The 26,104-nt window shown below is 60.7% G+C and carries 21 protein-coding genes; 12 read left to right on the top strand and 9 right to left on the bottom strand.

The window, feature by feature from the left end:
• Positions 1-284 precede the first annotated feature (284 nt).
• The 6 genes from HX807_RS28205 to cobA all read left to right on the top strand — a co-directional run bounded on the left by HX807_RS28205 (position 285) and on the right by cobA (position 9,627).
• The gene (locus HX807_RS28205; protein ID WP_003215029.1) at positions 285-1,496 is read left to right on the top strand and encodes a NarK/NasA family nitrate transporter; all 1,212 of its coding nucleotides are present in this window, start codon (positions 285-287) and stop codon (positions 1,494-1,496) included.
• Complete coding sequence (locus HX807_RS28200) at positions 1,496-3,166, top strand: bifunctional protein-serine/threonine kinase/phosphatase (protein WP_102368363.1); 1,671 nt, start codon at positions 1,496-1,498, stop codon at positions 3,164-3,166. Before HX807_RS28205 ends, HX807_RS28200 begins: the two co-directional genes overlap by 1 nt.
• 232 nt (positions 3,167-3,398) lie before the next feature.
• Complete coding sequence (gene nirB / locus HX807_RS28195; RefSeq protein WP_177008970.1) at positions 3,399-5,852, top strand: nitrite reductase large subunit NirB; 2,454 nt, start codon at positions 3,399-3,401, stop codon at positions 5,850-5,852.
• A complete protein-coding gene (gene nirD / locus HX807_RS28190) occupies positions 5,849-6,166 on the top strand; it encodes a nitrite reductase small subunit NirD (RefSeq protein ID WP_003215022.1) in 318 nt (105 codons plus the stop codon). The genes nirB and nirD overlap by 4 nt, the downstream gene beginning before the upstream one ends.
• Entirely contained in the window at positions 6,166-8,874 is a 2,709-nt protein-coding gene (locus HX807_RS28185) for a nitrate reductase (protein WP_177051797.1), read from the top strand. Before nirD ends, HX807_RS28185 begins: the two co-directional genes overlap by 1 nt.
• A 9-nt stretch (positions 8,875-8,883) precedes the next feature.
• Complete coding sequence (cobA, locus tag HX807_RS28180; protein ID WP_003215019.1) at positions 8,884-9,627, top strand: uroporphyrinogen-III C-methyltransferase; 744 nt, start codon at positions 8,884-8,886, stop codon at positions 9,625-9,627.
• A 60-nt stretch (positions 9,628-9,687) separates the two neighbouring features.
• On the opposite strand, the gene HX807_RS28175 is transcribed toward cobA, so the two are convergent.
• The 8 genes from HX807_RS28175 to ppsA form a co-directional block, all read right to left on the bottom strand.
• Positions 9,688-10,671, bottom strand: coding sequence for an OmpA family protein (locus HX807_RS28175; protein ID WP_003215016.1), 984 nt, complete (start codon positions 10,669-10,671; stop codon positions 9,688-9,690).
• Between the two features lie 107 nt (positions 10,672-10,778).
• Positions 10,779-11,369, bottom strand: a complete 591-nt coding sequence (gene sigX / locus HX807_RS28170) for an RNA polymerase sigma factor SigX (RefSeq protein WP_003215014.1) — start codon at positions 11,367-11,369, stop codon at positions 10,779-10,781.
• A gap of 87 nt (positions 11,370-11,456) precedes the next feature.
• Positions 11,457-12,281, bottom strand: coding sequence for a mechanosensitive ion channel domain-containing protein (locus tag HX807_RS28165; protein ID WP_008432650.1), 825 nt, complete (start codon positions 12,279-12,281; stop codon positions 11,457-11,459).
• Positions 12,282-12,283: 2 nt separating this feature from the next.
• Positions 12,284-12,529 carry a hypothetical protein gene (locus HX807_RS28160; RefSeq protein ID WP_003215011.1) on the bottom strand — a complete coding sequence of 82 codons (246 nt, stop codon included), beginning with the start codon at positions 12,527-12,529 and terminating at the stop codon, positions 12,284-12,286.
• An 86-nt stretch (positions 12,530-12,615) separates the two neighbouring features.
• The gene (locus tag HX807_RS28155) at positions 12,616-13,611 is read right to left on the bottom strand and encodes a zinc transporter ZntB (RefSeq protein WP_003215009.1); all 996 of its coding nucleotides are present in this window, start codon (positions 13,609-13,611) and stop codon (positions 12,616-12,618) included.
• A 25-nt stretch (positions 13,612-13,636) separates the two neighbouring features.
• Positions 13,637-14,128 carry a ribonuclease E activity regulator RraA gene (rraA, locus tag HX807_RS28150; protein ID WP_003215007.1) on the bottom strand — a complete coding sequence of 164 codons (492 nt, stop codon included), beginning with the start codon at positions 14,126-14,128 and terminating at the stop codon, positions 13,637-13,639.
• A gap of 222 nt (positions 14,129-14,350) precedes the next feature.
• Positions 14,351-15,340, bottom strand: a complete 990-nt coding sequence (locus HX807_RS28145) for an alpha/beta fold hydrolase (protein WP_003215005.1) — start codon at positions 15,338-15,340, stop codon at positions 14,351-14,353.
• Between the two features lie 107 nt (positions 15,341-15,447).
• Positions 15,448-17,823 carry a phosphoenolpyruvate synthase gene (gene ppsA, locus HX807_RS28140; protein ID WP_003215003.1) on the bottom strand — a complete coding sequence of 792 codons (2,376 nt, stop codon included), beginning with the start codon at positions 17,821-17,823 and terminating at the stop codon, positions 15,448-15,450.
• Positions 17,824-18,001: 178 nt separating this feature from the next.
• On the opposite strand from ppsA, the gene HX807_RS28135 reads away from it, so the two are divergent.
• Positions 18,002-18,820 carry a pyruvate, water dikinase regulatory protein gene (locus tag HX807_RS28135; protein WP_003215001.1) on the top strand — a complete coding sequence of 273 codons (819 nt, stop codon included), beginning with the start codon at positions 18,002-18,004 and terminating at the stop codon, positions 18,818-18,820.
• A 189-nt stretch (positions 18,821-19,009) separates the two neighbouring features.
• On the opposite strand, the gene HX807_RS28130 is transcribed toward HX807_RS28135, so the two are convergent.
• Positions 19,010-20,434, bottom strand: coding sequence for a PLP-dependent aminotransferase family protein (locus HX807_RS28130; protein ID WP_032899027.1), 1,425 nt, complete (start codon positions 20,432-20,434; stop codon positions 19,010-19,012).
• Positions 20,435-20,584: 150 nt separating this feature from the next.
• On the opposite strand from HX807_RS28130, the gene HX807_RS28125 reads away from it, so the two are divergent.
• The 5 genes from HX807_RS28125 to HX807_RS28105 are packed head-to-tail and all read left to right on the top strand — an operon-like array spanning position 20,585 to position 26,027.
• Positions 20,585-21,478, top strand: a complete 894-nt coding sequence (locus HX807_RS28125; RefSeq protein WP_166742189.1) for a DMT family transporter — start codon at positions 20,585-20,587, stop codon at positions 21,476-21,478.
• Position 21,479: 1 nt separating this feature from the next.
• Positions 21,480-23,342, top strand: a complete 1,863-nt coding sequence (gene moeB / locus HX807_RS28120; RefSeq protein ID WP_177051795.1) for a molybdopterin-synthase adenylyltransferase MoeB — start codon at positions 21,480-21,482, stop codon at positions 23,340-23,342.
• A 24-nt stretch (positions 23,343-23,366) separates the two neighbouring features.
• On the top strand, positions 23,367-24,281 hold the full coding sequence (locus tag HX807_RS28115; RefSeq protein ID WP_043225528.1) for a PLP-dependent cysteine synthase family protein: 915 nt from the start codon (positions 23,367-23,369) through the stop codon (positions 24,279-24,281).
• Between the two features lie 22 nt (positions 24,282-24,303).
• Positions 24,304-25,296: a serine O-acetyltransferase gene (locus tag HX807_RS28110; protein WP_003214992.1), complete on the top strand. Its 993-nt coding sequence runs from the start codon at positions 24,304-24,306 to the stop codon at positions 25,294-25,296.
• A 2-nt stretch (positions 25,297-25,298) separates the two neighbouring features.
• The gene (locus tag HX807_RS28105; RefSeq protein WP_003214990.1) at positions 25,299-26,027 is read left to right on the top strand and encodes an alanyl-tRNA editing protein; all 729 of its coding nucleotides are present in this window, start codon (positions 25,299-25,301) and stop codon (positions 26,025-26,027) included.
• The last annotated feature ends 77 nt before the right edge of the window (positions 26,028-26,104 follow it).

Below are 26,104 nucleotides of genomic sequence, written 5' to 3'. Positions count from 1 at the left end.
GCTGTAAGAGCGGAACCCTAAGCCGCCGTTACCGCAGCAACGGATATGTACACCACACCGCAACGCCCCCACCCCCTGTTGGCCCACCTCTTGCTAAAGAATCCCCACAGGTAGCCAACGGCGGTTGCCCCCTCCACGACAAAGACGTCGCACACCCGGTTTGCCCCAGCGAACCCGGTGGCGGCGTTTTTTCGTTTTGGCCCCATAGCCCGGGGCCGATGGGGCGGCCACAGCCGTTCCATCACCAGGCCTTCTCATAAGACCCCTTACCGCTGAGGTGCGTGATGAAATCAAGCTTCTGGAAATCCGGTCACACCCCGACCCTGTTCGCCGCGTTCCTGTATTTCGACCTGAGCTTCATGGTCTGGTACCTGTTGGGTCCATTGGCGGTACAAATCGCCGCCGACCTGCACCTCACCACCCAACAACGCGGCCTGGTGGTCGCCACCCCCATCCTGGCCGGCGCGGTGCTGCGGTTCCTGATGGGCATGCTCGCCGACAAACTCTCCCCCAAGACCGCCGGCCTGATCGGCCAGGTGATTGTCATCGGCGCCTTGTTCGTCGCCTGGAAACTCGGAATCCACAGCTACGAGCAAGCCCTGCTGCTGGGCATGTTCCTCGGCATGGCGGGAGCCTCGTTCGCCGTCGCCCTGCCCCTGGCGTCCCAGTGGTACCCCGCCGAGCACCAGGGCAAGGCCATGGGCATCGCCGGCGCCGGCAACTCCGGGACGGTGTTTGCGGCCCTGCTGGCACCGGTGCTCGCCGCCGCGTTTGGCTGGAGCAATGTGTTCGGCTTCGCACTGATCCCGCTGATCCTGACGCTGATCGTCTTCGCCTGGCTCGCCCGCAACGCCCCGCAACGACCCAAGGCCAAGTCCATGGCCGACTACTTCAAAGCCCTGGGCGACCGCGACAGTTGGTGGTTCATGTTCTTCTACAGTGTGACCTTCGGTGGTTTCATCGGCCTGGCCAGCGCCCTGCCCGGCTATTTCAACGACCAATACGGCCTGAGCCCGGTCACCGCCGGCTACTACACCGCCGCCTGCGTATTCGGCGGCAGCCTTATGCGGCCTTTGGGCGGCGCCCTGGCCGACCGTTTCGGCGGGATTCGCACCCTGCTCGGCATGTACGGCGTGGCAGCGATCTGCATCGCGGCGGTGGGGTTCAACCTGCCAAGCTCCTACGCAGCACTGGCGCTTTTTGTGTGCACCATGCTCGGTTTGGGTGCCGGTAACGGTGCAGTCTTCCAACTGGTGCCCCAACGCTTTCACCGCGAGATTGGTGTGATGACCGGCCTGATCGGCATGGCCGGCGGCATCGGCGGTTTCGCCCTGGCGGCGGGCATGGGCGCGATCAAGCAAAGCACCGGCAGCTATCAGTTGGCGCTGTGGCTGTTCGCCAGCCTGGGCGTGCTGGCCTGGTTCGGCCTGTACGGCGTCAAGCGTCGCTGGAGAACCACCTGGGGCTCGGCTGCGGTGACGGCTGCACGGGTCTGATGAGCCTGCAACTGAGCTTCGCCCAAGCCAGCGCCACCGGCCCACGGCAGGAAAACCAGGACGCCTTGCGCCTGGTCACCCCCGCCCCGGAGCTGGCCGCCAGCAAAGGCTACCTGTGTGCCATCGCCGATGGCGTCAGCCAATGCGCCGATGGCGGACTGGCTGCGCGCTCGACCTTGCAAGCGCTGGCCCTGGACTATTACGCCACGCCGCAAACCTGGGGCGTGGCCCAGGCCCTGGAACGCTTGCTGGTGGCCCAGAATCGCTGGCTGCAAGCCAACGGCGGCGGCCAGCCGTTGCTGACCACCCTCAGCGCCCTGGTGTTTCGCGGCCAGCGTTTCACCCTGGCCCATGTGGGTGATTGCCGGGTGTACCGCTGGCTCGATGGCCAGTTGCAGCGCCTGAGCCAGGAGCATGTGTGGGAGCAACCGGGCATGCAGCATGTGCTCAAGCGCGCCATGGGCCTGGATCAGCATCTGGTGCTGGATTTCCTCGACGGCGAGTTGCGGGCAGGCGAGTGTTTCCTGCTGCTCAGCGACGGCGTGTGGGCGACCCTGGATGACAACAACATCAGCGCAATCCTGCGGGAACAGTCGGACCTGGACCTCGCGGTAAACACCCTGGTCAGCGCCGCGCATCTGGCCGGTAGCCAGGACAACGCCAGCGCCCTGCTGGTCCGCGTCGACCAGCTTGGCGCCGCCACCCTCGGCGATGCGCTGGTGCAGTTGCAGCAATGGCCCCTGCCGCCTCCCCTGAAACCCGGCCAGCGCTTCGAAGGCTGGCACGTAGAGTCGCTGTTGGGGCAAAGCCGCCAATCCTTGCTCTATCGGGTGCGCGATGCCCATCAACAGGCGTGGCTGCTGAAGACCTTGCCGCTCAGCCACGACGATGACGTGTTCGCCGCCCAGGCATTGCTGTCAGAGGAATGGTTCCTGCGCCGGGTCGCCGGCCGCGCGTTCCCTGAAGTCCATCCAGCCAGTGGCCGTCAGCATTTGTACTACGTGATGCGTGAATACTCCGGCCAAACCCTGGCCGAACTGTTCAAGCACCAGGGCCCATTGCCCCTGGCGCAGTGGCAAACCCTGGCCGAGCGCCTGCTGCGTGCCGTCGGGCTGCTGCACCGCCGGCAGATCCTGCACCGCGACATCAAGCCGGAAAACCTGCTGCTGGGAGAGGATGGCGAATTGCGTGTGCTGGACTTCGGCCTGGCCTACTGCCCCGGGCTCTCGGAGGATCGCGCGCACCTGTTGCCTGGCACGCCAAGCTTTATCGCCCCGGAAGCCTTCAACGGCGAACGCCCTACCCCGCAACAGGACTTGTATAGCGTCGGTGTGACCTTGTATTACCTGCTCACCGGGCATTACCCCTACGGCGAAATCGAAGCTTTCCAGCGTCCCAGGTTCACTACGCTTGTCGGCGCCAGCCGCTACCGCCCCGACCTGCCCGACTGGCTGCAACAGAGCCTGGAGCGCGCAGTCGCCGCGCAACCCGAGCAACGTTATGAAACTGCCGAGGAATGGTTGCTGGTACTGGAGCAGGCGGATCGCCGCGAGTTGAGCACGCGACCAAAACCGCTGCTGGAGCGCGAACCGCTGAAGGTCTGGCAAACGTTGGCCGTGCTGTCGCTGCTGATCAATCTGGTGCTGTTGTACTGGCTGTTGCACCACTAAGAGGCGAAATTTCTTGATACATCACCGCCTCACTTAGCAAAACCAGCCAAAATCCTACTTGGCACAACCGCTGCATTAGCTTTCCCATCAACACACATATAGCCGCACCTTCAACGTCGAAGGTCGGGCTTCCCGAGAGAACGGGACCAGGACAAAGGCGTCCTCGCTACTTACGTAGCGGGGACGCCTTTTTTTGTTGCGCACGATTTGTCGAGCCACTGCGGAGAACGACATGAAGAAACTCAAACTGGTGATGATCGGCAACGGCATGGCCGGGGTTCGCACCCTTGAAGAATTGCTCAAGCTGAGCACCGACCTGTACGACATCACCGTTTTCGGCGCCGAGCCCCACACCAATTACAACCGCATTTTGCTGTCGCCGGTGCTGGCCGGTGAGCAGACCTTCGAAGAGATCGTGCTCAATGACTTGAGTTGGTACCTCGATAACAACATCAAGCTGTTGCTTAACCGCAAAGTGGTGCAGATCGACCGGGTCAAACGCAAAGTCATCGCCGAAGACGGCAGCGAGGCCGAGTACGATCGCCTGCTGATCGCCACCGGCTCCACGCCGTTTATCCTGCCGATCCCGGGCAATACGTTGCAGGGTGTGATCGGCTACCGCGACATCGCCGACACCCAGGCCATGATCGACACCGCCAAGACCCACAAGCACGCGGTCGTCATCGGCGGCGGCCTGCTGGGCCTGGAGGCCGCCAACGGCCTGATGCTGCGTGGCATGCACGTGACCGTGGTGCATATCGGCGAGTGGCTGCTGGAACGGCAATTGGACAAGACCAGCGGCCAGTTGCTGCAAACCGAACTGGAAAGCCGTGGCCTGGTGTTTCGCTTGAAGGAGCAGACCGAGGCGCTGCATGACGCTGGCAACGGCCGCGTCGGCTCGGTGCAATTCAAGAATGGCGATGTGATCCCCGCCGACCTGGTGGTGATGGCTGCGGGCATCCGCCCCAACACCGAACTCGCGGAAAAATCCGGCATCCCGTGCAACCGTGGGATTCTGGTCAACGACACCCTGCAAACCTACGACCCGCGCATCTATGCCATCGGCGAATGCGCCAGCCATCGCGGGATTGCCTACGGCCTGGTGGCACCGCTGTTCGAGCAGGCCAAAGTCTGCGCCAACCACCTCGCCCAACTGGGTTTCGCGCGCTATCAAGGCTCGGTGACTTCGACCAAATTGAAAGTCACCGGCATCGACCTGTTCTCCGCCGGGGACTTCATGGGCGGCGAAGGCACGGAGACCATCACGCTTTCCGACCCGATTGGCGGTGTGTACAAGAAGCTGGTGATCAAGGACGACATCCTCGTCGGCGCCTGCCTGTACGGCGATACGGCTGACGGCGGCTGGTATTTCCGGCAGATCCGTGAGAACCATGCCATTGGCGAGATCCGCGATCACCTGATGTTCGGTGAAAATGCTTTGGGCGATGTAGGCCACCAAGGCCAGGACAAAGCCATGAGCATGGCCGACACCGCCGAAGTCTGCGGCTGCAACGGCGTGTGCAAGGGCACCATCGTCAAGGCGATTCAGGAACACGGTCTGTTCAGCGTCGACGACGTGAAGAAGCACACCAAGGCTGCCAGTTCCTGCGGTTCCTGCGCCGGGCTGGTGGAACAAATCCTGATCAACACCGTGGGCGGCGCGGCGGACGTCAAACCGAAAAGCGAAAAAGCCATCTGCGGCTGCAGCGACCTCAACCACGGGCAAATCCGCCAGGCCATCCGCGACCAGCACCTGCTGACCATCGCCGGCACCATGAGCTACCTGAACTGGCGCACCCCGAACGGCTGTGCCACCTGCCGCCCGGCACTCAACTACTACCTGATCTCCACTTGGCCCGGCGAGGCAAAAGACGATCCGCAATCGCGCCTGATCAACGAACGCGCCCACGCCAATATTCAGAAAGACGGCACCTACTCGGTAGTCCCAAGGATGTGGGGTGGTGTGACCAATCCGTCGGAACTGCGGCGCATCGCTGATGTGGCCGACAAGTACAACGTGCCGATGGTCAAGGTTACCGGCGGGCAGCGCATCGATTTGCTCGGCATCAAGAAGCAGGACTTGCCCGGCGTGTGGAAAGACCTCGATATGCCATCCGGCCATGCCTACGGCAAATCCATCCGCACCGTGAAGACCTGCGTCGGCAGCGAGTTCTGCCGCTTTGGTACGCAGAACTCGACGCAACTGGGGATTGAGCTGGAACATGACCTGTTCAATATGTGGTCGCCCCACAAGGTCAAGCTGGCAGTGTCCGGCTGCCCGCGCAACTGCTCGGAAGCGGGGATCAAGGACGTGGGAATCATCGGCGTCGATTCCGGCTGGGAGATGTACATCGGCGGTAACGGCGGGATCAAGACCGAGGTCGCCGAGTTCTTCGTCAAGCTGAAAACCGCCGAAGAAGTGCGCGAATACAACGGCGCTTTCCTACAGCTCTACCGGGAAGAAGCCTTCTACCTGGAGCGCACCGTGCACTACCTGCAACGGGTCGGCATGGAGCACATCAAGAAGGCTGTACTGGAAGACCCCGCGCGGCGCCAGGCGCTGAATGAACGCCTGCAATTTTCCCTGTCGTTCGAGCAGGACCCGTGGAAAGAACGCCTGGAACAGCCGCTGCTGAAAAAGGAATTCGACACCATCCCCGTCAAACTGCTGGAGGTGCCGGCATGAACTGGCTGGATATCTGCGCCCTCGAAGAAATAAATGCCCTGGGCTCGCGCATCATCAGCGGGCCAAAAGGCGACATCGCGATTTTTCGTACCAGTGACGACGAGGTTTTCGCCCTCGACGACCGCTGCCCGCACAAGGGTGGCCCGCTGTCCCAAGGCTTGATCTACGGCAAGCGCGTGGCCTGCCCGCTGCACAACTGGCAGATCGACCTGGAGTCCGGGGAGGCCCAGGCACCGGACGTCGGCTGCGCCCATCACCACCCGGCCCGTGTGGAAAACGGCCGGGTGATGTTGGCGCTGCGGGACGCCGGTTGATGAACCGCCAGACCACCGCGTCCACCTGCTGCTACTGCGGGGTCGGTTGCGGCGTACTGATCGAGCATGATGGCTCGCAGATCCTCGGCGTCAGTGGCGATCCGAGTCATCCGGCCAACTTCGGAAAATTGTGCAGCAAGGGCTCCAGCCTGCACCTCACCGGAGACCTCGCGGCCCGCGCGTTGTACCCGGAACTGCGGCTGGGCAAAGGCCTGGCCCGCAGCCGCACCGACTGGGATACCGCCCTGGAGCACGCGGCGAACGTGTTTGCCGAAACCATCGCTGAACACGGGCCGGACAGCGTCGCGTTCTATATTTCCGGGCAGTTGCTGACCGAGGATTACTACAGCTTCAACAAACTCGCGCGAGCGCTGGTGGGCACCAACAATATCGACAGCAACTCGCGGCTGTGCATGTCTTCGGCGGTGGTCGGCTACAAGCGCAGCCTGGGGGCCGACGCGCCACCGTGCAGCTACGAGGACCTGGAGTCGAGCGACTGCGTGATGATCGTCGGCAGCAATATGGCCTACGCGCATCCGGTGTTATTCCGACGCCTGGAGGAAGCCAAGGCCCGCCGGCCACAGATGAAAGTGCTGGTAATTGATCCCCGGCGCACCGACACCTGCGACTTGGCGGACCTGCATCTGGCGATTTTGCCGGGTACGGATGTCGCATTGTTCCATGGGATCCTGCACTTGTTGTTGTGGGAAGACTGGATCGACCGCGACTTTATCCAGGCCCATACCGACGGCCTGGTCGAACTCAAACGCCTGGTTCACGACTACACACCGCAAATGGTCACGCAGTTGTGCGGGATCAGTGTCGAGCAACTGCGTCTGTGTGCGGAATGGGTCGGCACCTCGGAGAGTTTTCTGTCGTTGTGGTGCATGGGGCTCAATCAGTCCACCGCCGGCAGCGCGAAGAACAGCGCCTTGATTAACCTGCATTTGGCGACCGGCACCATCGGCCGCCCTGGCTGCGGACCTTTCTCCCTGACGGGTCAGCCGAATGCCATGGGTGGGCGGGAAACCGGCAGTTTGTCAAATTTACTGCCTGGCCATCGTGAGGCTGCCAACCCCGAACATCGGGCAGAAGTAGCCGCGTATTGGGGGGTCGACCAACTGCCGGCCAGCACCGGGCTGACCGCCATCGAATTGTTTGAACAGATGCAGGCCGGCAAGATCAAGGCCTTGTGGATCGCGTGCACCAACCCCGCCCAATCCCTGCCCGACCAGAACACCGTGCGCCAGGCCCTGGAAGCGTGTCCGTTCGTGGTGCTACAGGAAGCCTTTCGTACAACCGAGACGGCGCGTTACGCCGACCTGTTGCTGCCAGCCGCGAGCTGGGGCGAGAAGGAAGGCACAGTGACCAACTCTGAGCGGCGCATTTCCCACGTTCGCCGAGCCATCGCCCCACCTGGGGAAGCGCGGCCGGACTGGGCAATCACCGTGGATTTTGCCCAACGCCTGGAGCAGCGTCTTTGTCCCGGAAAACCGGGGCTTTTTGCCTTTGAGCAACCGGCGCAGATCTTTGATGAATACAAGCTGCTGACCCGTGGGCGTGACCTGGACCTGTCGGGTATCAGCCACGCGCTGCTGGACCGGATAGGCCCGCAGCAATGGCCATTCCCGGCCGATGCGGTGGGCGGAACACCAAGGCTGTACACCGACGGATTTTTCCCTACGGAGACTGGCCGGGCGCACTTTGTCGCCGACCCTTATCGCGCCGCCAAGGAGCAGCGTGACGCGCGCTTCCCACTCACCCTGATCACCGGCCGCCTGCGGGACCAATGGCATGGCATGAGCCGCACCGGCACCGCTGCGCAGCTGTTCGGCCATGTCAGTGAAGCAGTGCTCAGCCTGCACCCGGACGAACTGCGTCGCCATCGCTTGAAGGAAGGGGATCTGGTCAGCCTGAAAAGCCGGCGCGGCAGCGTGATTGTGGCCGTCGGCAGCGATGACAGCGTGCGTCCCGGCCAGGCTTTCCTGCCGATGCACTGGGGCGACCGTTTTCTTAAAGGCGGCGTAAATGCGCTGACCCAGCCGGCATTCGACCCGCTGTCCAAACAGCCGGAACTCAAGCACAGCGGCGTGCGCCTGGAGGCGGTGCGGCTGCCCTGGCACTTGTTTGCGCTGATTGAAGGCGATGTGCAGCAACACTTCGAAGCGTTGCGACCGCTGTGTGACGGCTTTGCCTACGTCAGCCTGAGCCTGACCGGACGCGAGCGGCCTGCCCTGCTGATTCGTGCGGCGCATCACGAGGCGCCCGCCCTTGAACTGCTCAAGCAGATCGACCAACTGCTGGGCCTCAACGACGGCCCCGTGATGGCGTACGACGACCCGCGGCGCTCCATTGGCAAGCGGGTAAAGATTGAAAAAGGCCGTATCACCGCGATCCGCCTGGCTGGCGAAACCCTGGCTCGCCACTGGCTGCAAAGCCTGTGGCTGGAAGGTCGCACCGATGAGCAGTTACGCCGCTGGTTATTGGCGCCATTGAGTGCGCCACCGGGGGGCGGCTCAAGCAGCAACAAGACGCTGTGCAACTGCAAGAACGTCAGCGAAAGCGCGGTCTGCGCCGGCATTGCCCGGGGCCTGGACCTGAACGGGCTGAAGCAGGAACTGGGTTGCGGCACGCAATGCGGCTCCTGTGTGCCGGAAATCAAACGGTTATTGGCGAGTGGCAAGCAGCCAATCGCGATCAGAGTGTGAGGCAAGCATATGAGCGCAAAAGTCTGGCTGGTGGGCGCAGGCCCCGGCGATCCGGAACTGCTGACACTCAAGGCGGTGAGAGCGCTGCGGGAAGCCGATGTGGTGCTGATCGATGATCTGGTCAACCCGGCGCTGCTGGAGCATTGCCCCGCTGCACGGCTGATCACCGTGGGCAAACGCGGTGGCTGCCGTTCCACCCCACAGGCGTTTATCCATCGCCTGATGTTGCGTTATGCCCGGCAGGGTAAGTGCGTGGTGCGGCTCAAGGGCGGCGACCCGTGCATTTTTGGTCGCGGCGGCGAAGAGGCGGCGTGGCTCAGGCAGCAAGGGGTGGAAGTGGAGTTGGTCAACGGCATTACGGCAGGGCTGGCCGGGGCAACGAACTGCGATATTTCGCTGACGTTGCGCGGTGTCAGCCGTGGCGTCACGTTGGTCACGGCCCATACCCAGGACGACAGCAGCCTCAATTGGCGGGCCCTGGCAGAGGGCGGCACGACGCTGGTGATCTATATGGGGGTGGCGAAACTGGGGGAAATCCGCCGGCAATTGCTGGAAGGTGGCATGAGCGATGACATGCCGGTGGCGATGATTGAAAACGCTTCACTGCCACAACAGCGCGAATGCCGCAGCAGCCTCGCCCGGATGCAGGATGATGCGCACGAATTCGCGCTCAAGAGCCCGGCTATCCTGGTGATTGGCCGGGTTGCTCAAGCGACGCAGGCGCTTGCGGCCCTGGCCAGCGCCACGGCCTGAGGCAAATTGCAGGCGAAAAAAAGCCCGGCCTAAGCCGGGCTTTTTTCTACAACTCAGTAATTACTGAGCTGCTTGTGCTTCTACCGAGGCTTCTACGCGACGGTTGATAGCACGGCCAGCTTCAGTTGCGTTGTCAGCAACTGGGCGGGATTTGCCATAACCAACCGAGCTTACACGGTTAGGAGCGATACCGTCTTTGACCAGGACTTGCTTAACAGCGTCAGCACGACGCTGGGACAGCTTCTGGTTGTAAGCGTCAGGACCGACGGAGTCAGTGTGACCTTCAACAACGGTGGTGGTTTGTGGGTACTGTTTCATGAAGTCAGCGAGGTTTTTCACGTCGCCGTAGCTGTTAGGCTTAACAACCGACTTGTCGAAGTCGAACTTCACGTCCAGCTCAACACGAACAACCTGAGCAACCGGAGCTTCTGGCTCTGGGGTTGGCTCTGGAGCTGGTGCTGGGGTAGGAGCTGGAGCAGTTTTGCCAGCGTTGCCGCCGAAGTTTACGCCCAGGCCAACCAGTGCGGAGTAGTCCCACTTGCCGTTGTCGATAGCGTAGTCAGCTTCAACACCAGCACGTGCGAACAGGTTGTCGGTGAAGTAGTACTTCACACCAGCGCCAGCGATAGCCAGGGTCGATTGATCGCGACCTTTGTGACCATCAGCTTCAACGTTGGTACGGCTCTGGTGGCCGAAACCGCCCTCTACGTATGGACGCAGGGAGTCGACGCCAGCTTGACCGAAGTGGTACTGGGCAGTAACGCTGCCGGTATCACCTTTGATCTTCTGGTTGCCAGTACCGTCGTTCGAACGGGTGTGGTTGGTAGTGTCGTAGTTCAGGTTGATCGACACGTCGTCGGTCAGGAAGTAACCGATGCTGGCGCCAGGATTGAAGCCGTCTTCGATATGTTTGACGCTATCGTTGAACTGCTTTTTGTAAAACAGCTGGCCTTCAACTGCGCCTTGGCCTTGTGCCAGAGCGCCGACAGAAGTGGCAGCAATAAGAGTACCAATGGCCAAGCCCAAGGTGTTTTTCAGTTTCATCCGTTAAATCCCCATCTGGTGATTGTAAAGCAGTCCCACATACCGGGGGACAACTCGGCGACAAGTCTAACAGAACTTGCCTACACGTAAGAGATATTTGCCACGCACTAAGTTTCAGTGCTGCCCGCAAATTTCTCACGTAATTTATCAAGAGCGCGTTTGTAACGCATTTTTGTAGCACTCAAACCCATATGCATGATGTCAGCGATCTCCTGAAACTCCAGCTCTGCGACAAATCGTAGCACCAGAATTTCCCGGTCAATCGGATTCACATGCACCAACCAGCGATCGAGTCCGCCCTTTTCTTCCGGGGTAGGCGCCTTTTCCTCAGACGCTTCCTCAAGGGGGTCCAGACTCAAAGCATCCATCAAGCGACGCTTTCGCCGTTCCTTCCGATACTGCGTGATGCACTCGTTGTACGTGATGCTATAGAGCCATGTCTTGAACTTCGATTTTCCCTCGAAGTTCTTCAGGCCGTATAGCACCTTGAGCATCACTTCCTGACAGACATCATCCGCATCTCTATCGTTCCCTAAATACCTTGAACAAACGTTGAACAGAGTGCGTTGATACCTGCGCATCAATTCTTCGTACGCGCGTGTTACGTGAAACAGCTCCGTGTGCGAGCGCGCGACCAACTCCTCATCAGAGAGCTCACGGGGGTCATAGCGCGTGGACAGCGTTTGGGCTTTATTCAAAACAAGTCGTGCCGACAGTCAGGTCAATGTCCGCCATGGCCTGGATACCCAGGTTTGCGGCGGCGTACATTAGCAGGATTCGCCGGGTTAGCGGCTAGTCACATGCTGTTCCAGCAGGATCCGGTTCGAAAGCGACACCAGTTCGCCATCGTCCGTCAGCACTGTCGTCTTGACCGTGCCGATCTCCTCGATCTGCCCTTCGACCTCGCCCACACGCACTTGTTGCCCAACCTGATATAGCTCACGCACATAGATTCCCGCAAGAATCTGCCCGGCAATTTCCCGGCTTCCCAGTCCCATGGCCAGCGCAACGGCCAGACCAACGGTAATCAAAACAATCACAATCACATGGTTCAGCAGGTCGGTCTTGACCTCCAGCTGGCTGATCGCGACCGAAATACTGATGATAATCACCAGACCCTGGGCGATTCGCCCCAGGCCGCTGGCGTAATCCAGACCCACGCCTTCAGCCGCGCCACGCACCAGGCCATTGGCCAGTTGCGCCAGCAAAACCCCTACCAGCAACACCAGCGCGCCACCGAATACTTTCGGCAAATACAGCGCCAGCATGTCGAGCGTAGCTGAAACTCGCTCAAGTCCAAGGGATTCAGCCGCAGAAACCAGAAAAATCAGTAAAACAAACCAATAAACGATCTTGCCGATCAGTGTCGAGATCGGCACTTGCAACCCGGCACGCCCCAAAATCTTGGTCAGGCCGGTGCCCCCCATCAATCGATCAAGACCCAGCTTGGCCAGCAACTTGGAAAGCAGGGTGTCAAGCAGCTTTGCCACGACAAAACCCAGCAGTACCACCACCAGTGCACCAAACAGGTTGGGAATGAAATTCGCCACCTTGGTCCACAACGCAGTCATTGCAGTTACCAGACTCTGGGTCCAGAGATCGAGTTCCATATTCATTCAGCCTTATCAGCAGTGCGAGCAAGAGGTTTACGACGGGAAACCGGTGAGACATGGGCCGAACCATTGTTCAAGGCCATCATCAACGCCGGCAACCAGCGGCCAAGCAGACCGAACAGATCCCCCGCCCCGACCTGGCGGTTGGCGGTTTTCAAGACGCGACCCAGGCAAGCATCGTCGTCCCGGTTGGACGGCGAGGCATTGAGCATGTCACGCAAAGACTGTTCGAACGGATCGTGCATAAAAAACCTCTCGCAAGTGATTTAAAAGACGAGGGTAAAATTCTTCGGGTCACATGACCTCTTTCCACGTTCAGGTCACATTCAGCTCAAACCCAACGTAACCGTCGAAACAACCACCATTGCCCGACCGCCACCGTGACCATCATCAGGCAGGCAATCAGGAACCCGTAAGGGCTGGAAGAGAACGGAATTCCGCCTACATTGATGCCCAGCAAACCGGTCAGGAAACTCATCGGCAGGAAGATCCCGGTGATGATCCCGAAGCGGTACATGGTGCGGTTCATGCGCAGGCTCAAACGCCGGTCTTCGGTCTCCAGCACAAGCCCCACGCGCTCCCGGGCCAGCTCAAGCTCTTCCAGGTAGCGGGTCAGGCTGTTGTTCAATTCGTTCCAGTAGTCAGCATCGTCGTCACAGAACCAGGGCAATTTGATCCGGGTCAACTGCGCGAAAATATCCCGCTGCGGCGACAGGAAACGTTTAAGCCCGGCGGCGCGCCGACGGATCTGCAAAACGCTGCCATGCTCCGGAGTATACCGTTCGTCGGCATCCAGTTTTTCTTCTTCGATATCGACGATTTCGGACAAGTCGCTGACCAGATCCTGAACCTTGTTGGTCAGGTACTGCGCCATATACAGGACCAGTTCCGAGGAAGTCTTCGGCCCCTTGCCGTCTGCCAGTTGCACCAGCAACTCGTCGGTGGCGCGCAATGGGCGCAAACGCAGGGAAATCACCCGCGCTGCCGAGGCAAAGATCCGCACCGAGACCATGTCTTCCGGTTCGGCGCCGGGATTGAGGTTGACCCCGCGCAAAAACAGCAGCAGTTCGGCATCCGGCAGCGGCAACAGGCGTGGGCGAGTGTTCTCCTCCAGCAGCAGGTCACAGGCGAATTCGCTGAGGCCGCTGGATTTGCGCAACCAGGTCTGGGTCTGGGGATGGCTACGGTCCCAATGCAGCCACAGGCTTTCCTGAGGCTGCAGTTGCAGCTCATCAAGCTCTGTCCGGGCAATCGAACGCGCACCACCTTTACCGTCCAGCACCAGGGCATGCACCAGCCCCCACTGCGCGTTTTCTTCCTCGAACATCCTCACCCCTGTCGGCTACTGCTGTTTATTCAGGCATCTTCAGCGGGCTAGGGGAGACGATCACACCGTTATTGTCGGCGTACACGTACTCGCCCGGGCGGAAGGTCACGCCGGCGAATGTCACCGCCACGTTCAAATCGCCAATACCGCGCTTATCAGTCTTCATCGGGTGGCTGGCCAGGGCCTGCACGCCCAGATCGGTCTGGGCGATTACGTCGACATCGCGGATGCAGCCGTAGATCACCAGCCCTTCCCAGCCGTTTTTCGCGGCTTTCTCGGCGATCATGTCGCCCAGCAACGCGCGGCGCAGGGAACCCCCACCATCGACCACCAGCACCTTGCCGGCCCCATTGAGTTCGGCTTGTTCCTTGACCAGGGAATTGTCTTCAAAGCACTTAATGGTCACGATCTCGCCACCAAAGGAGTCCCGGCCGCCGAAATTGCTGAACATCGGCTCAACCACCTGCACCAGCTCCGGATAGGCGTCACACAGGTCGGGGGTAAGGTAATGGTTCATCGAGAAACTCCTGTAGGTGAAAGAAGGTGTCAAACATCCCACTGTTTACTTACATCTGGAAACGCTTTGCCGTGAAGGTTCTTTAATCCGGGCCGAATAGTCAGGCCCATCGGATAGCAACGCAAGACCCACTGCGCGACTGAATATGACCAGAACCACCCAACGCGTCATATCTTAGCCTCTACGGCAAACAAGCGAAACGCCCCTGATAGAGCCTTGCGCTCAAACCGCTGCCAGTTCCTGCGCCTGCGCCCCCAGCAAAGGTGTAAGCGGATTTTTCAACCAGCGCGTCACCAGCGGCCACACTTCAGCCTGGGCGGCCTTGCTGACGAGCATCTCGACATGCCCGAAATCCCCGCTGAACCCTTGCTGGCGCCCCAGGCACAGGTATTGGCGATGCTCGGAGCCGACCTGCTCAAAGAGCTTGCGACAGGCCCAGTCCGGGTCCTGGTGATCGCCGGCGGCGCTCACCGCCAACAGCGGCACGTCAACCTCGGCCAAGCCTTTCCACCAATCCTGCTTACCTTCGCCAAAGCGGCCGAACAGCCCATTCCAGCGCATGGCTTCAATCAATACGCCCGCCGGCTCGTCCTCCGGGCCGCGTTTCCACCGAGCGCCGGACAATTGGCCGAAACGTTTCAAGAGCAGGCGACCGGTCCACTCCACCGGTGGCAACTTCAACGGCCAATGCGTGCGACTGACCTGGCAGCCAAACAGCGCCACCGAGGCCACTGCCGGCGCGCCAAGGTGCTGCCCACCCAGGGCCGCAGCCAGGGTTGTGCCACCCAGGGAATGCCCGATCCAGTGGGGAATCTGCCCGCTTTGCTCACGCACGAAGGCGGCAATGGCCGGCAAGTCGTAGCGAGCATAGTCGGCGACACGATTCCTGGCGTAGTCCTGGTTGCGCCGGGACAGCCCGTGACCGCGCATTTCCGGGATCCAGACGTCAAACCCTTCGCGCGCCAGGTAGGCGCCCAGGCCGATCCCCTTGGGCGAGTACCAGAAGCGACGGTTGGAAAAACTGCCATGCAACAAAACCACCGGCACGCCCCGGTTTTCCGGGACGTCAGCCAGGCCCAGGCGGGTCACGGCCAGCTCGACGGTACCGTCAGGGCTGTTGCCGGGTTTCAGCCGATACACATCTTCACTCAGGTCGCCACGACGCTCAGCGCTGATCAAGGCGACGGGAAACAGGTTGCTGCTGCTTTGCATAATGCTCTTGCACAAAAAAGGGCGGCGTCCGGAAGGAGTTCCGCCCTGTACAGAATGAGAAATGCCGGCCAACCGCAAGGTTGACCGGCACTTTTGGGTGTTGCGTATTACGCCTGGGCTTGACCTTCAGCCAGGAAGAACCAGGTTTCCAGTACGGAATCGGGGTTCAGCGAGACGCTTTCGATGCCCTGCTCCATCAGCCACTTGGCCAGGTCCGGGTGATCGGAAGGGCCTTGGCCGCAGATCCCGATGTACTTGCCGGCCTTGTTGCACGCCTGGATGGCGTTGGCCAGCAGCTTCTTGACCGCAGGGTTACGCTCGTCGAACAGGTGGGCGATGATCCCGGAGTCGCGGTCCAGGCCCAGGGTCAGCTGAGTCAGGTCGTTGGAACCGATGGAGAAGCCGTCGAAGAACTCCAGGAACTCTTCAGCCAGGATGGCATTGGATGGCAGCTCGCACATCATGATGACGCGCAGGCCGTTCTCGCCACGGGACAGGCCGTTTTCAGCCAGCAGGTCCACCACCTGGCTCGCTTCACCCAGGGTGCGCACGAACGGCACCATGATTTCGACGTTGGTCAGGCCCATCTCGTTGCGCACGCGCTTGAGGGCGCGGCATTCCAGCTCGAAGCAGTCACGGAAGGCTTCGCTGATGTAGCGCGAGGCGCCACGGAAGCCCAGCATCGGGTTTTCTTCTTCCGGCTCGTAAAGCTTGCCGCCGATCAGGTTGGCGTACTCGTTGGACTTGAAGTCCGACAGGCGCACGATGACCTTTTTCGGGTAGAACGCCGCTGCCAGGGTGCTGATGCCTTCCACCAGCTTCTCGACGTAGAAGCCCACCGGGTCGTTGTAGCCGGCGATGCGCTTGTCGACGCTTTCCTTGATGTCCGGCGGCAGGCCGTCGTAGTTCAGCAGGGCCTTGGGGTGCACACCGATCATGCGGTTGATGATGAACTCCAGGCGGGCCAGGCCCACACCGGCGTTCGGCAATTGCGCGAAATCGAAGGCGCGGTCCGGGTTGCCGACGTTCATCATGATCTTGAACGGCAGGTCGGGCATGGCGTCGATGGAGTTTTGCTTGATATCGAAGCCCAGCTCACCTTCGAAGATGAAGCCGGTGTCGCCTTCAGCGCAGGACACGGTTACGCCCTGGCCGTCTTTCAACAGTTGGGTGGCGTTACCGCAACCGACCACTGCCGGAATCCCCAGCTCGCGGGCGATGATCGCCGCGTGGCAGGTACGCCCGCCACGGTTGGTGACGATGGCGCTGGCGCGCTTCATCACCGGTTCCCAGTCCGGGTCGGTCATGTCGGAGACCAGCACGTCGCCTGGCTGGACCTTGTCCATCTCGGACACGTCCTTGATGATCCGCACCTTGCCGGCGCCGATGCGCTGGCCGATGGCACGGCCTTCCACCAGCACGGTGCCGGTTTCTTTCAACAGGTAGCGTTCCATGACGTTGGCCGAGGTGCGGCTCTTCACGGTCTCAGGGCGGGCCTGGACGATGTATAGCTTGCCGTCGTCGCCGTCCTTGGCCCATTCGATGTCCATCGGGCACTTGTAGTGCTTCTCGATGATCATCGCTTGTTTGGCCAGTTCGCTGACTTCGGCGTCGGTCAGGCAGAAACGCGCGCGTTCGGCCTTGTCGACATCAACGGTTTTCACCGAGCGACCGGCCTTGGCCTCGTCGCCGTAGATCATCTTGATCGCCTTGCTGCCCAGGTTGCGGCGCAGGATGGCCGGGCGGCCGGCTTCAAGGGTGTGTTTGTGGACGTAGAATTCGTCCGGGTTCACCGCGCCTTGTACGACGGTTTCGCCGAGGCCGTAGGCGCCGGTGATGAACACCACGTCGCGGAAGCCCGATTCGGTGTCCAGGGTGAACATCACGCCGGCGGTGCCGGTTTCCGAACGCACCATGCGCTGCACACCGGCAGAGAGGGCCACCAGCTTGTGGTCGAAACCCTGGTGCACGCGGTAGGAAATAGCACGGTCGTTAAAGAGGGAGGCAAACACTTCCTTGGCTGCGCGGATCACGTTTTCCACGCCGCGGATGTTCAGGAAGGTTTCCTGCTGGCCGGCAAAGGAGGCGTCAGGCAGGTCTTCGGCGGTGGCCGAGGAGCGCACGGCGACAGCCATGTCGGGGTTACCGGCCGACAGCGTGGCAAACGCGGTGCGGATCTCGGCGTTGAGCTTCTCGGGGAACTCGGCTTCCATGATCCATTGACGGATCTGGGCGCCAGTCTTGGCCAGGGCGTTGACGTCATCGACGTCCAGCGCATCGAGGGCGGCATGGATCTGATCGTTGAGGCCGCTCAACTCGAGGAAATCACGGTAAGCCTGGGCAGTGGTGGCAAAACCACCTGGCACCGATACACCGGCACCCGCAAGATTACTGATCATCTCGCCCAGGGATGCGTTCTTGCCCCCTACGTGCTCTACATCATGGACGCCGAGCTTATCGAGGGAAACTACGTACTCTACCAAGGTGATCTCTCCACTTTCTGTGTTGGAAAAGCTCAGGACGCCGGCGGCTCAGTAGGAGCGGTTACCGGCGTTTGTGGCCTGGACCTGGAAAATAAGTGAGAATGCGGCCCACTGCGGGACGGCAAAATCGCGCCTATCATATCCAAGATTCGTCATCAGCTTAAGGCCCAAGGCTCAAATGAAACGATCTGCTTTCTTTATCTCCGACGGCACCGGCATTACAGCCGAAACCCTGGGTCAAAGCCTGCTGGCGCAGTTCGAAAACATTACCTTCAGCAAATTCACGCGACCCTATATCGATAGCGTGGATAAAGCGCGAGCCATGGTACAACAAATCAATCTGGCGGCCGAAAAAGACGGATTTCGTCCGATCATTTTCGACACCATCGTCAATCAGGACATTCGTGAGATCCTCGCCACCTCCAATGGTTTCATGATCGACATCTTCTCTACCTTCCTGGCGCCGCTGGAACAAGAGTTAAGTGAACATTCGTCATACTCTGTCGGAAAATCTCACTCCATTGGCCATAACTCCAACTATATGGAGCGGATCGAGGCGGTGAACTTCGCCCTCGACAACGACGACGGCGCCCGCACCCACTACTACGACAAGGCTGATTTGATCCTGGTGGGCGTGTCCCGCTGCGGCAAGACGCCGACCTGCCTTTATATGGCCATGCAGTTCGGGATTCGCGCGGCCAACTACCCGCTGACCGAAGACGACATGGAGCACCTGACGCTGCCGAGCGCCCTGCGCGCGCACCAGCACAAGCTGTTCGGGCTGACCATCGACCCGGACCGCCTGACGGCGATTCGCAACGAGCGCAAGCCCAATAGCCGTTACTCCAGCTATGCGCAGTGCGAATTTGAAGTGCGGGAGGTGGAAAATCTGTTCCGCCGGGAAAATATTGCGCACATCAATTCCACGCATTTTTCGGTGGAAGAGATTTCGGCGAAGATTCTGGTGGAGAAAGGGGTGGAGCGGCGGTTCAAGTAACTCCGCGCCCTGGCCAAGGTGCTTGTATGGCGAGGGAGCTTCTGTGGCGAGGGAGCTTGCTCCCGCTCGACTGCGCAGCAGTCGCAAACCAGACGACTGGTATTTAGTGAATGGCTTTGGGGCTGCTTCGCAGCCCAGCGGGAGCAAGCTCCCTCGCCACAGGGGTCATGTTCACACAAGCTGTTGGGTTCACAGGTGAAACCGCCCCCCGCCCTGCCCCAGCGCCGTCGCCAGCGCATCGAACCCATCCAGCAGCAACTGATCATCCCCCGACGTATTGCAGATGCTCGCCCGAATGAATTGCGGCACCGCCGTCTGCCCCACGGCAAACGCTTCGGCTGTCGCAATCAGGTAATTGTTCTGCTTTAACTCCGCCTCGATTTCCGACGCGCGCCATGGCTCCGGGACTTCGATCCAGAAGTGCGGGCTGTTCAGGTGAGTGCGGTACTCCAGCCCGATCAACAAACCTTCCACCAGTGCCTTGCGGCGGCTGATTTCCTGGATCTGCTGGTGCAACAGGTGTTCCGCCGTGCCGTTTTCGATCCACTGGGTCGCCAGTTCCAGCGTGACCGGCGTGGCCATCCAGCAGGTGGAACGCAGGGCCGCAGAAATCCGGCTGACCAACGCCGGCGGTGCATGCACGTACCCAACTCGCAAGCCTGCCGATACCGCCTTGCTCAGGCTGCTGATCAGAATCGTACGCTCCGGGGCAAAATGACTCAGGGGCGGCGGACGGTCTTCCACCAGCACACCGTGGGCCTCATCCTCGAGAATCAGCAGGTTGTGTTCCCGACAGACCTTCACCAATGCCTCACGGCGCGCGACCGACAGCACCGCCGTCGTAGGATTCTGGATGGTCGGCGTGCAGTACAACGCCGACACCCGGTGATTGCGGCAGACTTCATCCAGCGCCCCCGGCAGCAGCCCTTCTTCATCCATTTCCAGGCCGATCAGGCGAATGCCCAGCATGCGCGCGGCGGTGATCAACCCTGGATAGGTCAACTGTTCGGTCACCACCGTATCGCCGGCTCGCAACAGCGCCATCATTGCGCAGAGCAACCCATGCTGGCCGCCGTTCACGCAAATCACCTGCTCGGGAATCGGGTGGAAATCCCGCTGCACCAGCCACTGCGCACCCGCTGCCCGGTAACGCGGCAGCCCGGCATCCGGGGTGTAGGCACTGATGTCCTGCAAGAACTTGGCGTTGTTCGCCAGCGTCTGGAAGCTCTGGGCCAGGAACGTGGTCTCCTGCCCGGGGATGTGCATGTTGCGGCTCATATCAAAGTATTGCCGCGGCTCGTCGCTGAAGTTGCGAAAGCCTTCATCCCGTTGGCGCTCCATCCCACGCTTGCGTACGAAAGTGCCGTCGCCCACCCGCGCCACTACCAGCCCCAGGCGTTCCAGCTCACCGTAGGCGCGGCTGATGGTGCCAATGGTGACCCCCAGATTGTCGGAAAGCACCCGATGAGGCGGCAGTTTTCTTCCCGGTTCAATCAAGCCTTCAAGGATGCCTCGCTCCATGACATCGGACAGGCGCTTGTACTTCACGCCCTGCCCGTTGGAGAGTCCTTCTCGCATAATTGACACCATGTCAATATTTGTTTTGACAGCCATCATTCGCCCTAATAGTGTGCTTTTACGGGTTCAATCACCGAATCATGGCACTCAATATAGAGGTCAATTCGGTCTCATGGAAGCAATGTCACGATGCCAATGTCCGCCGTTCTCGAAAATGCTGAAAAAACAAAAACTCACAAGCAGTGGTTGGCCGGGCTGATTACCAGTGTGATGTTCCTGATCGTGTGTCTCAGCTGGGGCACTACCTGGCTGGGCATCAAGATCGCCGTGGAAAGCGTGCCACCGCTGACCTCCGCCGGGCTGCGGTTCCTGATCGCGTTTCCGCTGTTCCTGTGTTTCGCCTGGGTGCGCCGCGAGCCGATCCTGTTTCCCCGGGAAAGCCGCTGGTTCTTCGTGTTTGTGACGCTGTCCTACTTCAGCGTTCCGTATTACCTGCTCAACTACGGCGAAATGCATGTCTCGTCCGGCCTCACCGCGCTGCTGTTCAGCTGCATGCCGGTGTTTATCCTGATTTTCTCCGCGCTGTTCCTGCGCGAGCGCATCTACTTTTCCCAGGTGATCGGCATCGCCATCGGGTTCGGCAGCCTGTACATGATCATCAAGAGCCAGGGCCTGCACCTGGACCACGCCGAGTTCTTCGGCGTGCTGGCGATCCTGGCTGCGGCGATCATGCATGCCTTGTGCTACGTGATTACCAAGAAACAAGGCAGTGCCATCAGCGTGATCACCTACAACACCCTGCCCATCGGCATCGCCGGGTTGATGCTGTTTGTCGCCGGGCTGTGGTTTGAAACCCCGACCTTTGAAGACATCACCCTGCGGTCCTGGAGTGCGCTGTTCTACCTCGGGCTGGTGGCCTCGGTGGGCGGTTTTATCGTGTATTTCATGCTGCTCAAGCGCCTGAGCCCGATCATTTTGTCCTTCGTGTTCATCATCTTCCCGGTGTTCGCGGTGATCATCGGGGCCTGGTACGAGGGCGTGCAGATTTCCAGGGACCTGATGATGTATTCGGCGATCCTGCTGGCCGGCTTTGCCATCACCAAGCTGCCCATCGAAAAGCTCCTGGCGAAGAAAAACTGAGATGAAGGTCCTGAGCCCAAACGCACTGGAGCAGATTTACGCCCACGCCGACCGCAGCTACCCCGAGGAATGCTGCGGCTTTGTTTTCGCCGATGGCAGCGTGTACCTGGGCAGCAACATCCAGAACGAGCTGCACCGCAAGAACCCCGAGATGTATCCACGCAGCGCCGCCAACGGCTACACCTTTTCGGTGGCCGACACGCTGATGATGAACAAGGCGTTTCGCAGTGATAACCCGGTGGTGGTGATCTACCACTCCCACCCTGACGTCGGCGCGTATTTCAGCGACGAAGACCAGGACAAGGCCCTTTTCATGGGCGAGCCGATCTACCCCGTAAGCTACCTGGTGGTGGATGTTCGCCAGGGCAAGACCCAAGGTTCCAAGCTGTTTGCCTGGGATGGCAAACACTTCGCCCAAAAACCCTTCAACGACCTGCAAACGGAGTTGTGCATGAACGCTGTCTCTTTCCCCGACATCCTGGTCCGCGTGGCCAAGCTGCCAGCATCGACCCTCGAGGGTGCCGGATCGACATTGCGCGAAGTCATTGAAAACCTGTGCGATAACCATCCGAATTTACGTGCGCACCTGTTTCACGAAAATAACAACCAGATCAAGGAGCACTTCCTCTTTATCGCTGAAGAAGAGCTGATCAACGCCGATGACAGGTTACCGGAAGAAGCCAGAATCGAAGTACTGCTGGCCACCTCCGGCGGCATGGACGTCGACCAACTGAGCAACGAAGAAGTGCAACGCTACGTGCGCCACATCACCCTGCCCGGCGTCGGCCGCGAAGGCCAGTTGAACCTGAAGAAAGCCCGCGTGCTGATCATCGGCACCGGCGGCCTCGGTTCGCCCATCAGCCTGTACCTGGCGGCAGCCGGCATCGGCACCCTGGGGCTGGTGGATTTCGACGTGGTGGAAAGCAGCAACCTGCAACGCCAGATCGTCCACGGCAACAGCACCCTGGGCCTGCCCAAGGTCGAGTCCGCCAAGCAGCGCTTGCAGGACCTCAACAGCCACATCCAGATCAACACCTACGACACCGCCTTCAACACCGACAACGCCCTGGAACTGGTGGGCGCCTATGACCTGGTGATCGACGGCACCGACAATTTCGAAACCCGCTACCTGGTCAACGACGCTTGCGTGCAGTTGGGCAAGCCGTTGGTGTACGGCGCCATCTACCGCTTCGACGGGCAGATCAGCGTGCTCAACTATAAAGGCGGGCCGTGCTATCGCTGCCTGTTTCCCCAGGCACCACCGGCGGAACTGGCGCCCAACTGCAGCGCCGGCGGGGTCATCGGCGTATTACCCGGGGTGGTCGGGATGATCCAGGCCACCGAGGCGATCAAGCTGCTGATCGGCATTGGCGAACCACTCTCGGGCCGGCTGATGCGCTTTGATGCGCTGGCGATGAAGTTCAGCGAGATCCGCTTCAAGCGCCGCGCCGACTGCCCTTGCTGCTCGGAACTGCGCCACAGCCAAACCATCGCCCCCGCCGTCTGCGCCGACGCCCTGCCAAGCCAACCTTCCCTGGCCGAAGAACGCTACATCAAGCCGCGGGTGCTCAAGCAACTGCTCGAGCAACACAGCAAGGCCGACGTACTGCTGGATGTGCGGGACGCCAGCGAGCTGGAAGTGTGCAAGTTGCCGGGGGTGGTGCACATCCCGCTGGCCGAGCTCGACGGGCAACTCGCCAACCTCAGCCGCGACAACACGCACTACCTCATCTGCTACGCCGGGACCCGCGCGGAGCAAGCCGCCAGCACCTTGCTGGCCGCCGGATTCGCCAACACAAAAGTACTGCAAGGTGGCATGAAACACTGGGTTCGCGACGTCGAACCCGACATGCCTTTGTACTGATCAGCGGCCATGGGCTCTTACTTGATGTTGCATAACTCGATACTCGACGCCATTGGCCAAACGCCCATCGTGCGCCTGGAACAGTTTTCCGAAGACCTCGGCATCGAGGTCTACGCCAAGCTGGAATCCCTCAACCCCGGCGGAAGCCACAAGGCACGCATCGCCCTGGGCATGATCCTCGACGCCGAGCGCCGGGGCATTCTGATTCGTGGCTCAGGGCAAACCATCATTGAGCCCAGCGGCGGCAACACCGGCATCGGCCTGGTGATGGCCGGTAACGTGCTGGGCTACAAAGTGGTGCTGGTGATCCCCGACAACTACAGCCCCGAGAAGCAGAAACTGCTGCGCCTGTACGGCGCCAGGGTGGTGCTGTCGGACAGCCGCCTGGGCAACAATTCCCACGGCGAAAAGTGCATGGAGCTGCAGCTGGAAAACCCCAGCTACGTGATGCTCAACCAGCAGCGCAACGGCGCCAACCCGCAGACCCACCGTGACACCACCGCCCGGGAAATCATCCGCGCCTTCGGCGAGCTGCGTGTGGACTACTTCGTCAGCGGCATCGGCACCGGCGGCCATATCACCGGCATCGGCGAAACCCTCAAGAGCACCTGGCCGGCGATCCGCGTGATGGGGGTGGAGCCGGAAGAGTGCGACCTGCTCAGCGACCGCCATGCGCCGCACCATATCCAGGGCCTGTCGATCGGCTTGATCCCGAGCATTCTCAACGTCGCGATCATTGACGGAATGCTCAAGGTGTCGCGCCAGGAATGCCTCGACATGATCAAACGCATCATGCGCACCGACGCCATCAGCCTCGGGCTGTCGTCGGCCGCCAACATGGTAGCCATCGCGAAGCTGGCGCCGGAGCTGCCCACCGACACCGTCGTGCTGACCATGGTCTACGACAGTGCCGACAGCTATCTGCCCTGTTTTGAATAACAACTATTGCGGGGGTGCCTCCATGGGGGGCTTTATCGACATGCAACAACTGCACGATGAGTTGCTCACCCACCTCATCACCACGCTTACGCCTGCGCAGTTGAAGCAGCTGGAGGCGCATCTCGCGCCGCTGATCCAGGCGGCGGCCCAGGCGGTGGCCGAAGACCTGATCGCCTATGCCTGGCGCGACCCGGCGTCCCGTGGGCGCGGAGAGCTGATCCTGGAGTCCTACGCCTCGTTCAAGGCCGTGCTGTATTACCGCCTGGCCCACCTGGTGTGGAATTTCCCGGACAAGAACAACGGCGTGTTTTCCGCCATCGCCCTGAAGCTGAGCAACCAGGGCAAGATCCTGTCCGGCGCCGAAATTCACCCCGCAGCGCGGATCGGCCGGCGCTTTGTGCTGGACCACGGTTACGGCACGGTCATCGGTGAAACCTGCGAGATCGGCAACGACTGCTACATCCTCTGCGGCGTGACTCTCGGCGCCCGGGGCATCGCCAACAACCCGGACGGCAAGCGCCACCCGCGGCTGGGCAACAACGTGGAAGTCGGCTCCGGCGCGCGGGTGCTCGGTTACGTGCTGATCGGTGACAACGTGTTCATCAGTCCGTCCTGCGTGATCACCCAGGACGTGCCGGCCGGCACCAAGGTCAAGGTGGTCAACCAGATCCAGTTGCAGAAAAACGATGAGTCGGACCACAGCAATTACCTCGGCGCGTTTGCCCTCGACGAACGCCTGCACGTGGTGGGCGAAGTCAACGCCAGCCACAAGGTGACGGTATTGGACGCTGACTTTCATCCCCTGCCCGGCCTGCTGCTGGAGCCGACAGTCAAGGAACGTCATCACCTGCAATTCCGCCTGCGGCACATCGAAACCAACGCCTACCCGCCGCGCCTGCCGCTGAACCTGAAAGTGACCGGGCCCGAATTTGAAATCACCCTGCTATCTCCTCCTGGCTTGAGCGCGATGGTTCGTCGCCTGCTGCAAGCCAGCCCACTGATCGTCGGAGGTTGAACATGTCCGTGCACACCATGGAAACCCTCGCGCTGTTCGACAGCGCGCCTTACCAGAATGCCTTCAGTGCGCGGGTGATTGCCGTCAGCGAACAGGGAATCGCCCTGGAGCACACGCTGTTCTACCCCACCGGCGGCGGCCAACCGGGGGACACCGGCCATTTCATCCTGCCCGACGGCAGCCGCGTCGACATCACCGGCACCGTGCGTGACCCGGTGCTGCGCTCGATCATCTGGCACCAGGTAGAACACTGCCCCGAGCAACTGGCCGCCGGGATGCAGGTAGACGCCAGCCTGGACTGGGAACGTCGCTACCAGCACATGAAAATGCACACCTGCCTGCACCTCCTGTGCTCGATCATCGACGCTCCGGTGACCGGTTGCAGCATCGGCGCCGACAAGGGCCGCCTGGATTTCGACCTGCCGGAAATGACCCTCGACAAAGAGACCATCACCCGTGACCTCAATGCCTTGATCGAACAGGCTCATGGGGTGAAAACCCTGTCCATGCCCGCCTCGGAGTATTCAACCCTGCTGCAGATCACTCGCACCCAGGCGGTGGCGCCACCGGTCATCCAGGGGGCAGTACGGGTGATTGAAATCGCCGGGATCGATATCCAGCCCTGCGGCGGCACCCATGTGACCAATACCGAGGAAATCGGCCGGGTGTTCTGCGAAAAAATCGAGAAGAAGAGCAAACACAATCGCAGGGTGATCCTGCGGTTTGAATAACCGCCGAGCGACGACCGGGGCGCCGACGCCCTAGTCGCCGTTCGTACAGGAAACTGACAGCAAATTTATGCGCTTGT

Origin of the sequence: Pseudomonas sp. D8002, from assembly GCF_013385695.1 — a bacterium.
In the GTDB taxonomy this organism is placed as follows: domain Bacteria; phylum Pseudomonadota; class Gammaproteobacteria; order Pseudomonadales; family Pseudomonadaceae; genus Aquipseudomonas.
The sequence above is the reverse complement of the archived record's forward strand: the minus strand, read 5'-3'. Positions and strand labels throughout refer to the sequence as shown.

Bases quoted from the DNA above. Each gene is read 5' to 3' on its own strand.
- moeB (WP_177051795.1), top strand. From the start codon at position 21,480: ATGAAGGTCCTGAGCCCAAACGCACTGGAGCAGATTTACGCCCACGCC.
- HX807_RS28115 (WP_043225528.1), top strand. From the start codon at position 23,367: ATGTTGCATAACTCGATACTCGACGCCATTGGCCAAACGCCCATCGTG.
- HX807_RS28165 (WP_008432650.1), bottom strand. From the start codon at position 12,281: ATGGAACTCGATCTCTGGACCCAGAGTCTGGTAACTGCAATGACTGCG.
- HX807_RS28155 (WP_003215009.1), bottom strand. From the start codon at position 13,611: ATGTTCGAGGAAGAAAACGCGCAGTGGGGGCTGGTGCATGCCCTGGTG.
- HX807_RS28110 (WP_003214992.1), top strand. From the start codon at position 24,304: ATGGGGGGCTTTATCGACATGCAACAACTGCACGATGAGTTGCTCACC.
- HX807_RS28105 (WP_003214990.1), top strand. From the start codon at position 25,299: ATGTCCGTGCACACCATGGAAACCCTCGCGCTGTTCGACAGCGCGCCT.
- HX807_RS28200 (WP_102368363.1), top strand. From the start codon at position 1,496: ATGAGCCTGCAACTGAGCTTCGCCCAAGCCAGCGCCACCGGCCCACGG.
- HX807_RS28185 (WP_177051797.1), top strand. From the start codon at position 6,166: ATGAACCGCCAGACCACCGCGTCCACCTGCTGCTACTGCGGGGTCGGT.
- HX807_RS28160 (WP_003215011.1), bottom strand. From the start codon at position 12,529: ATGCACGATCCGTTCGAACAGTCTTTGCGTGACATGCTCAATGCCTCG.
- nirB (WP_177008970.1), top strand. From the start codon at position 3,399: ATGAAGAAACTCAAACTGGTGATGATCGGCAACGGCATGGCCGGGGTT.
- cobA (WP_003215019.1), top strand. From the start codon at position 8,884: ATGAGCGCAAAAGTCTGGCTGGTGGGCGCAGGCCCCGGCGATCCGGAA.
- HX807_RS28145 (WP_003215005.1), bottom strand. From the start codon at position 15,340: ATGCAAAGCAGCAGCAACCTGTTTCCCGTCGCCTTGATCAGCGCTGAG.
- HX807_RS28205 (WP_003215029.1), top strand. From the start codon at position 285: ATGAAATCAAGCTTCTGGAAATCCGGTCACACCCCGACCCTGTTCGCC.
- HX807_RS28135 (WP_003215001.1), top strand. From the start codon at position 18,002: ATGAAACGATCTGCTTTCTTTATCTCCGACGGCACCGGCATTACAGCC.
- rraA (WP_003215007.1), bottom strand. From the start codon at position 14,128: ATGAACCATTACCTTACCCCCGACCTGTGTGACGCCTATCCGGAGCTG.
- HX807_RS28130 (WP_032899027.1), bottom strand. From the start codon at position 20,434: ATGGCTGTCAAAACAAATATTGACATGGTGTCAATTATGCGAGAAGGA.
- nirD (WP_003215022.1), top strand. From the start codon at position 5,849: ATGAACTGGCTGGATATCTGCGCCCTCGAAGAAATAAATGCCCTGGGC.
- HX807_RS28175 (WP_003215016.1), bottom strand. From the start codon at position 10,671: ATGAAACTGAAAAACACCTTGGGCTTGGCCATTGGTACTCTTATTGCT.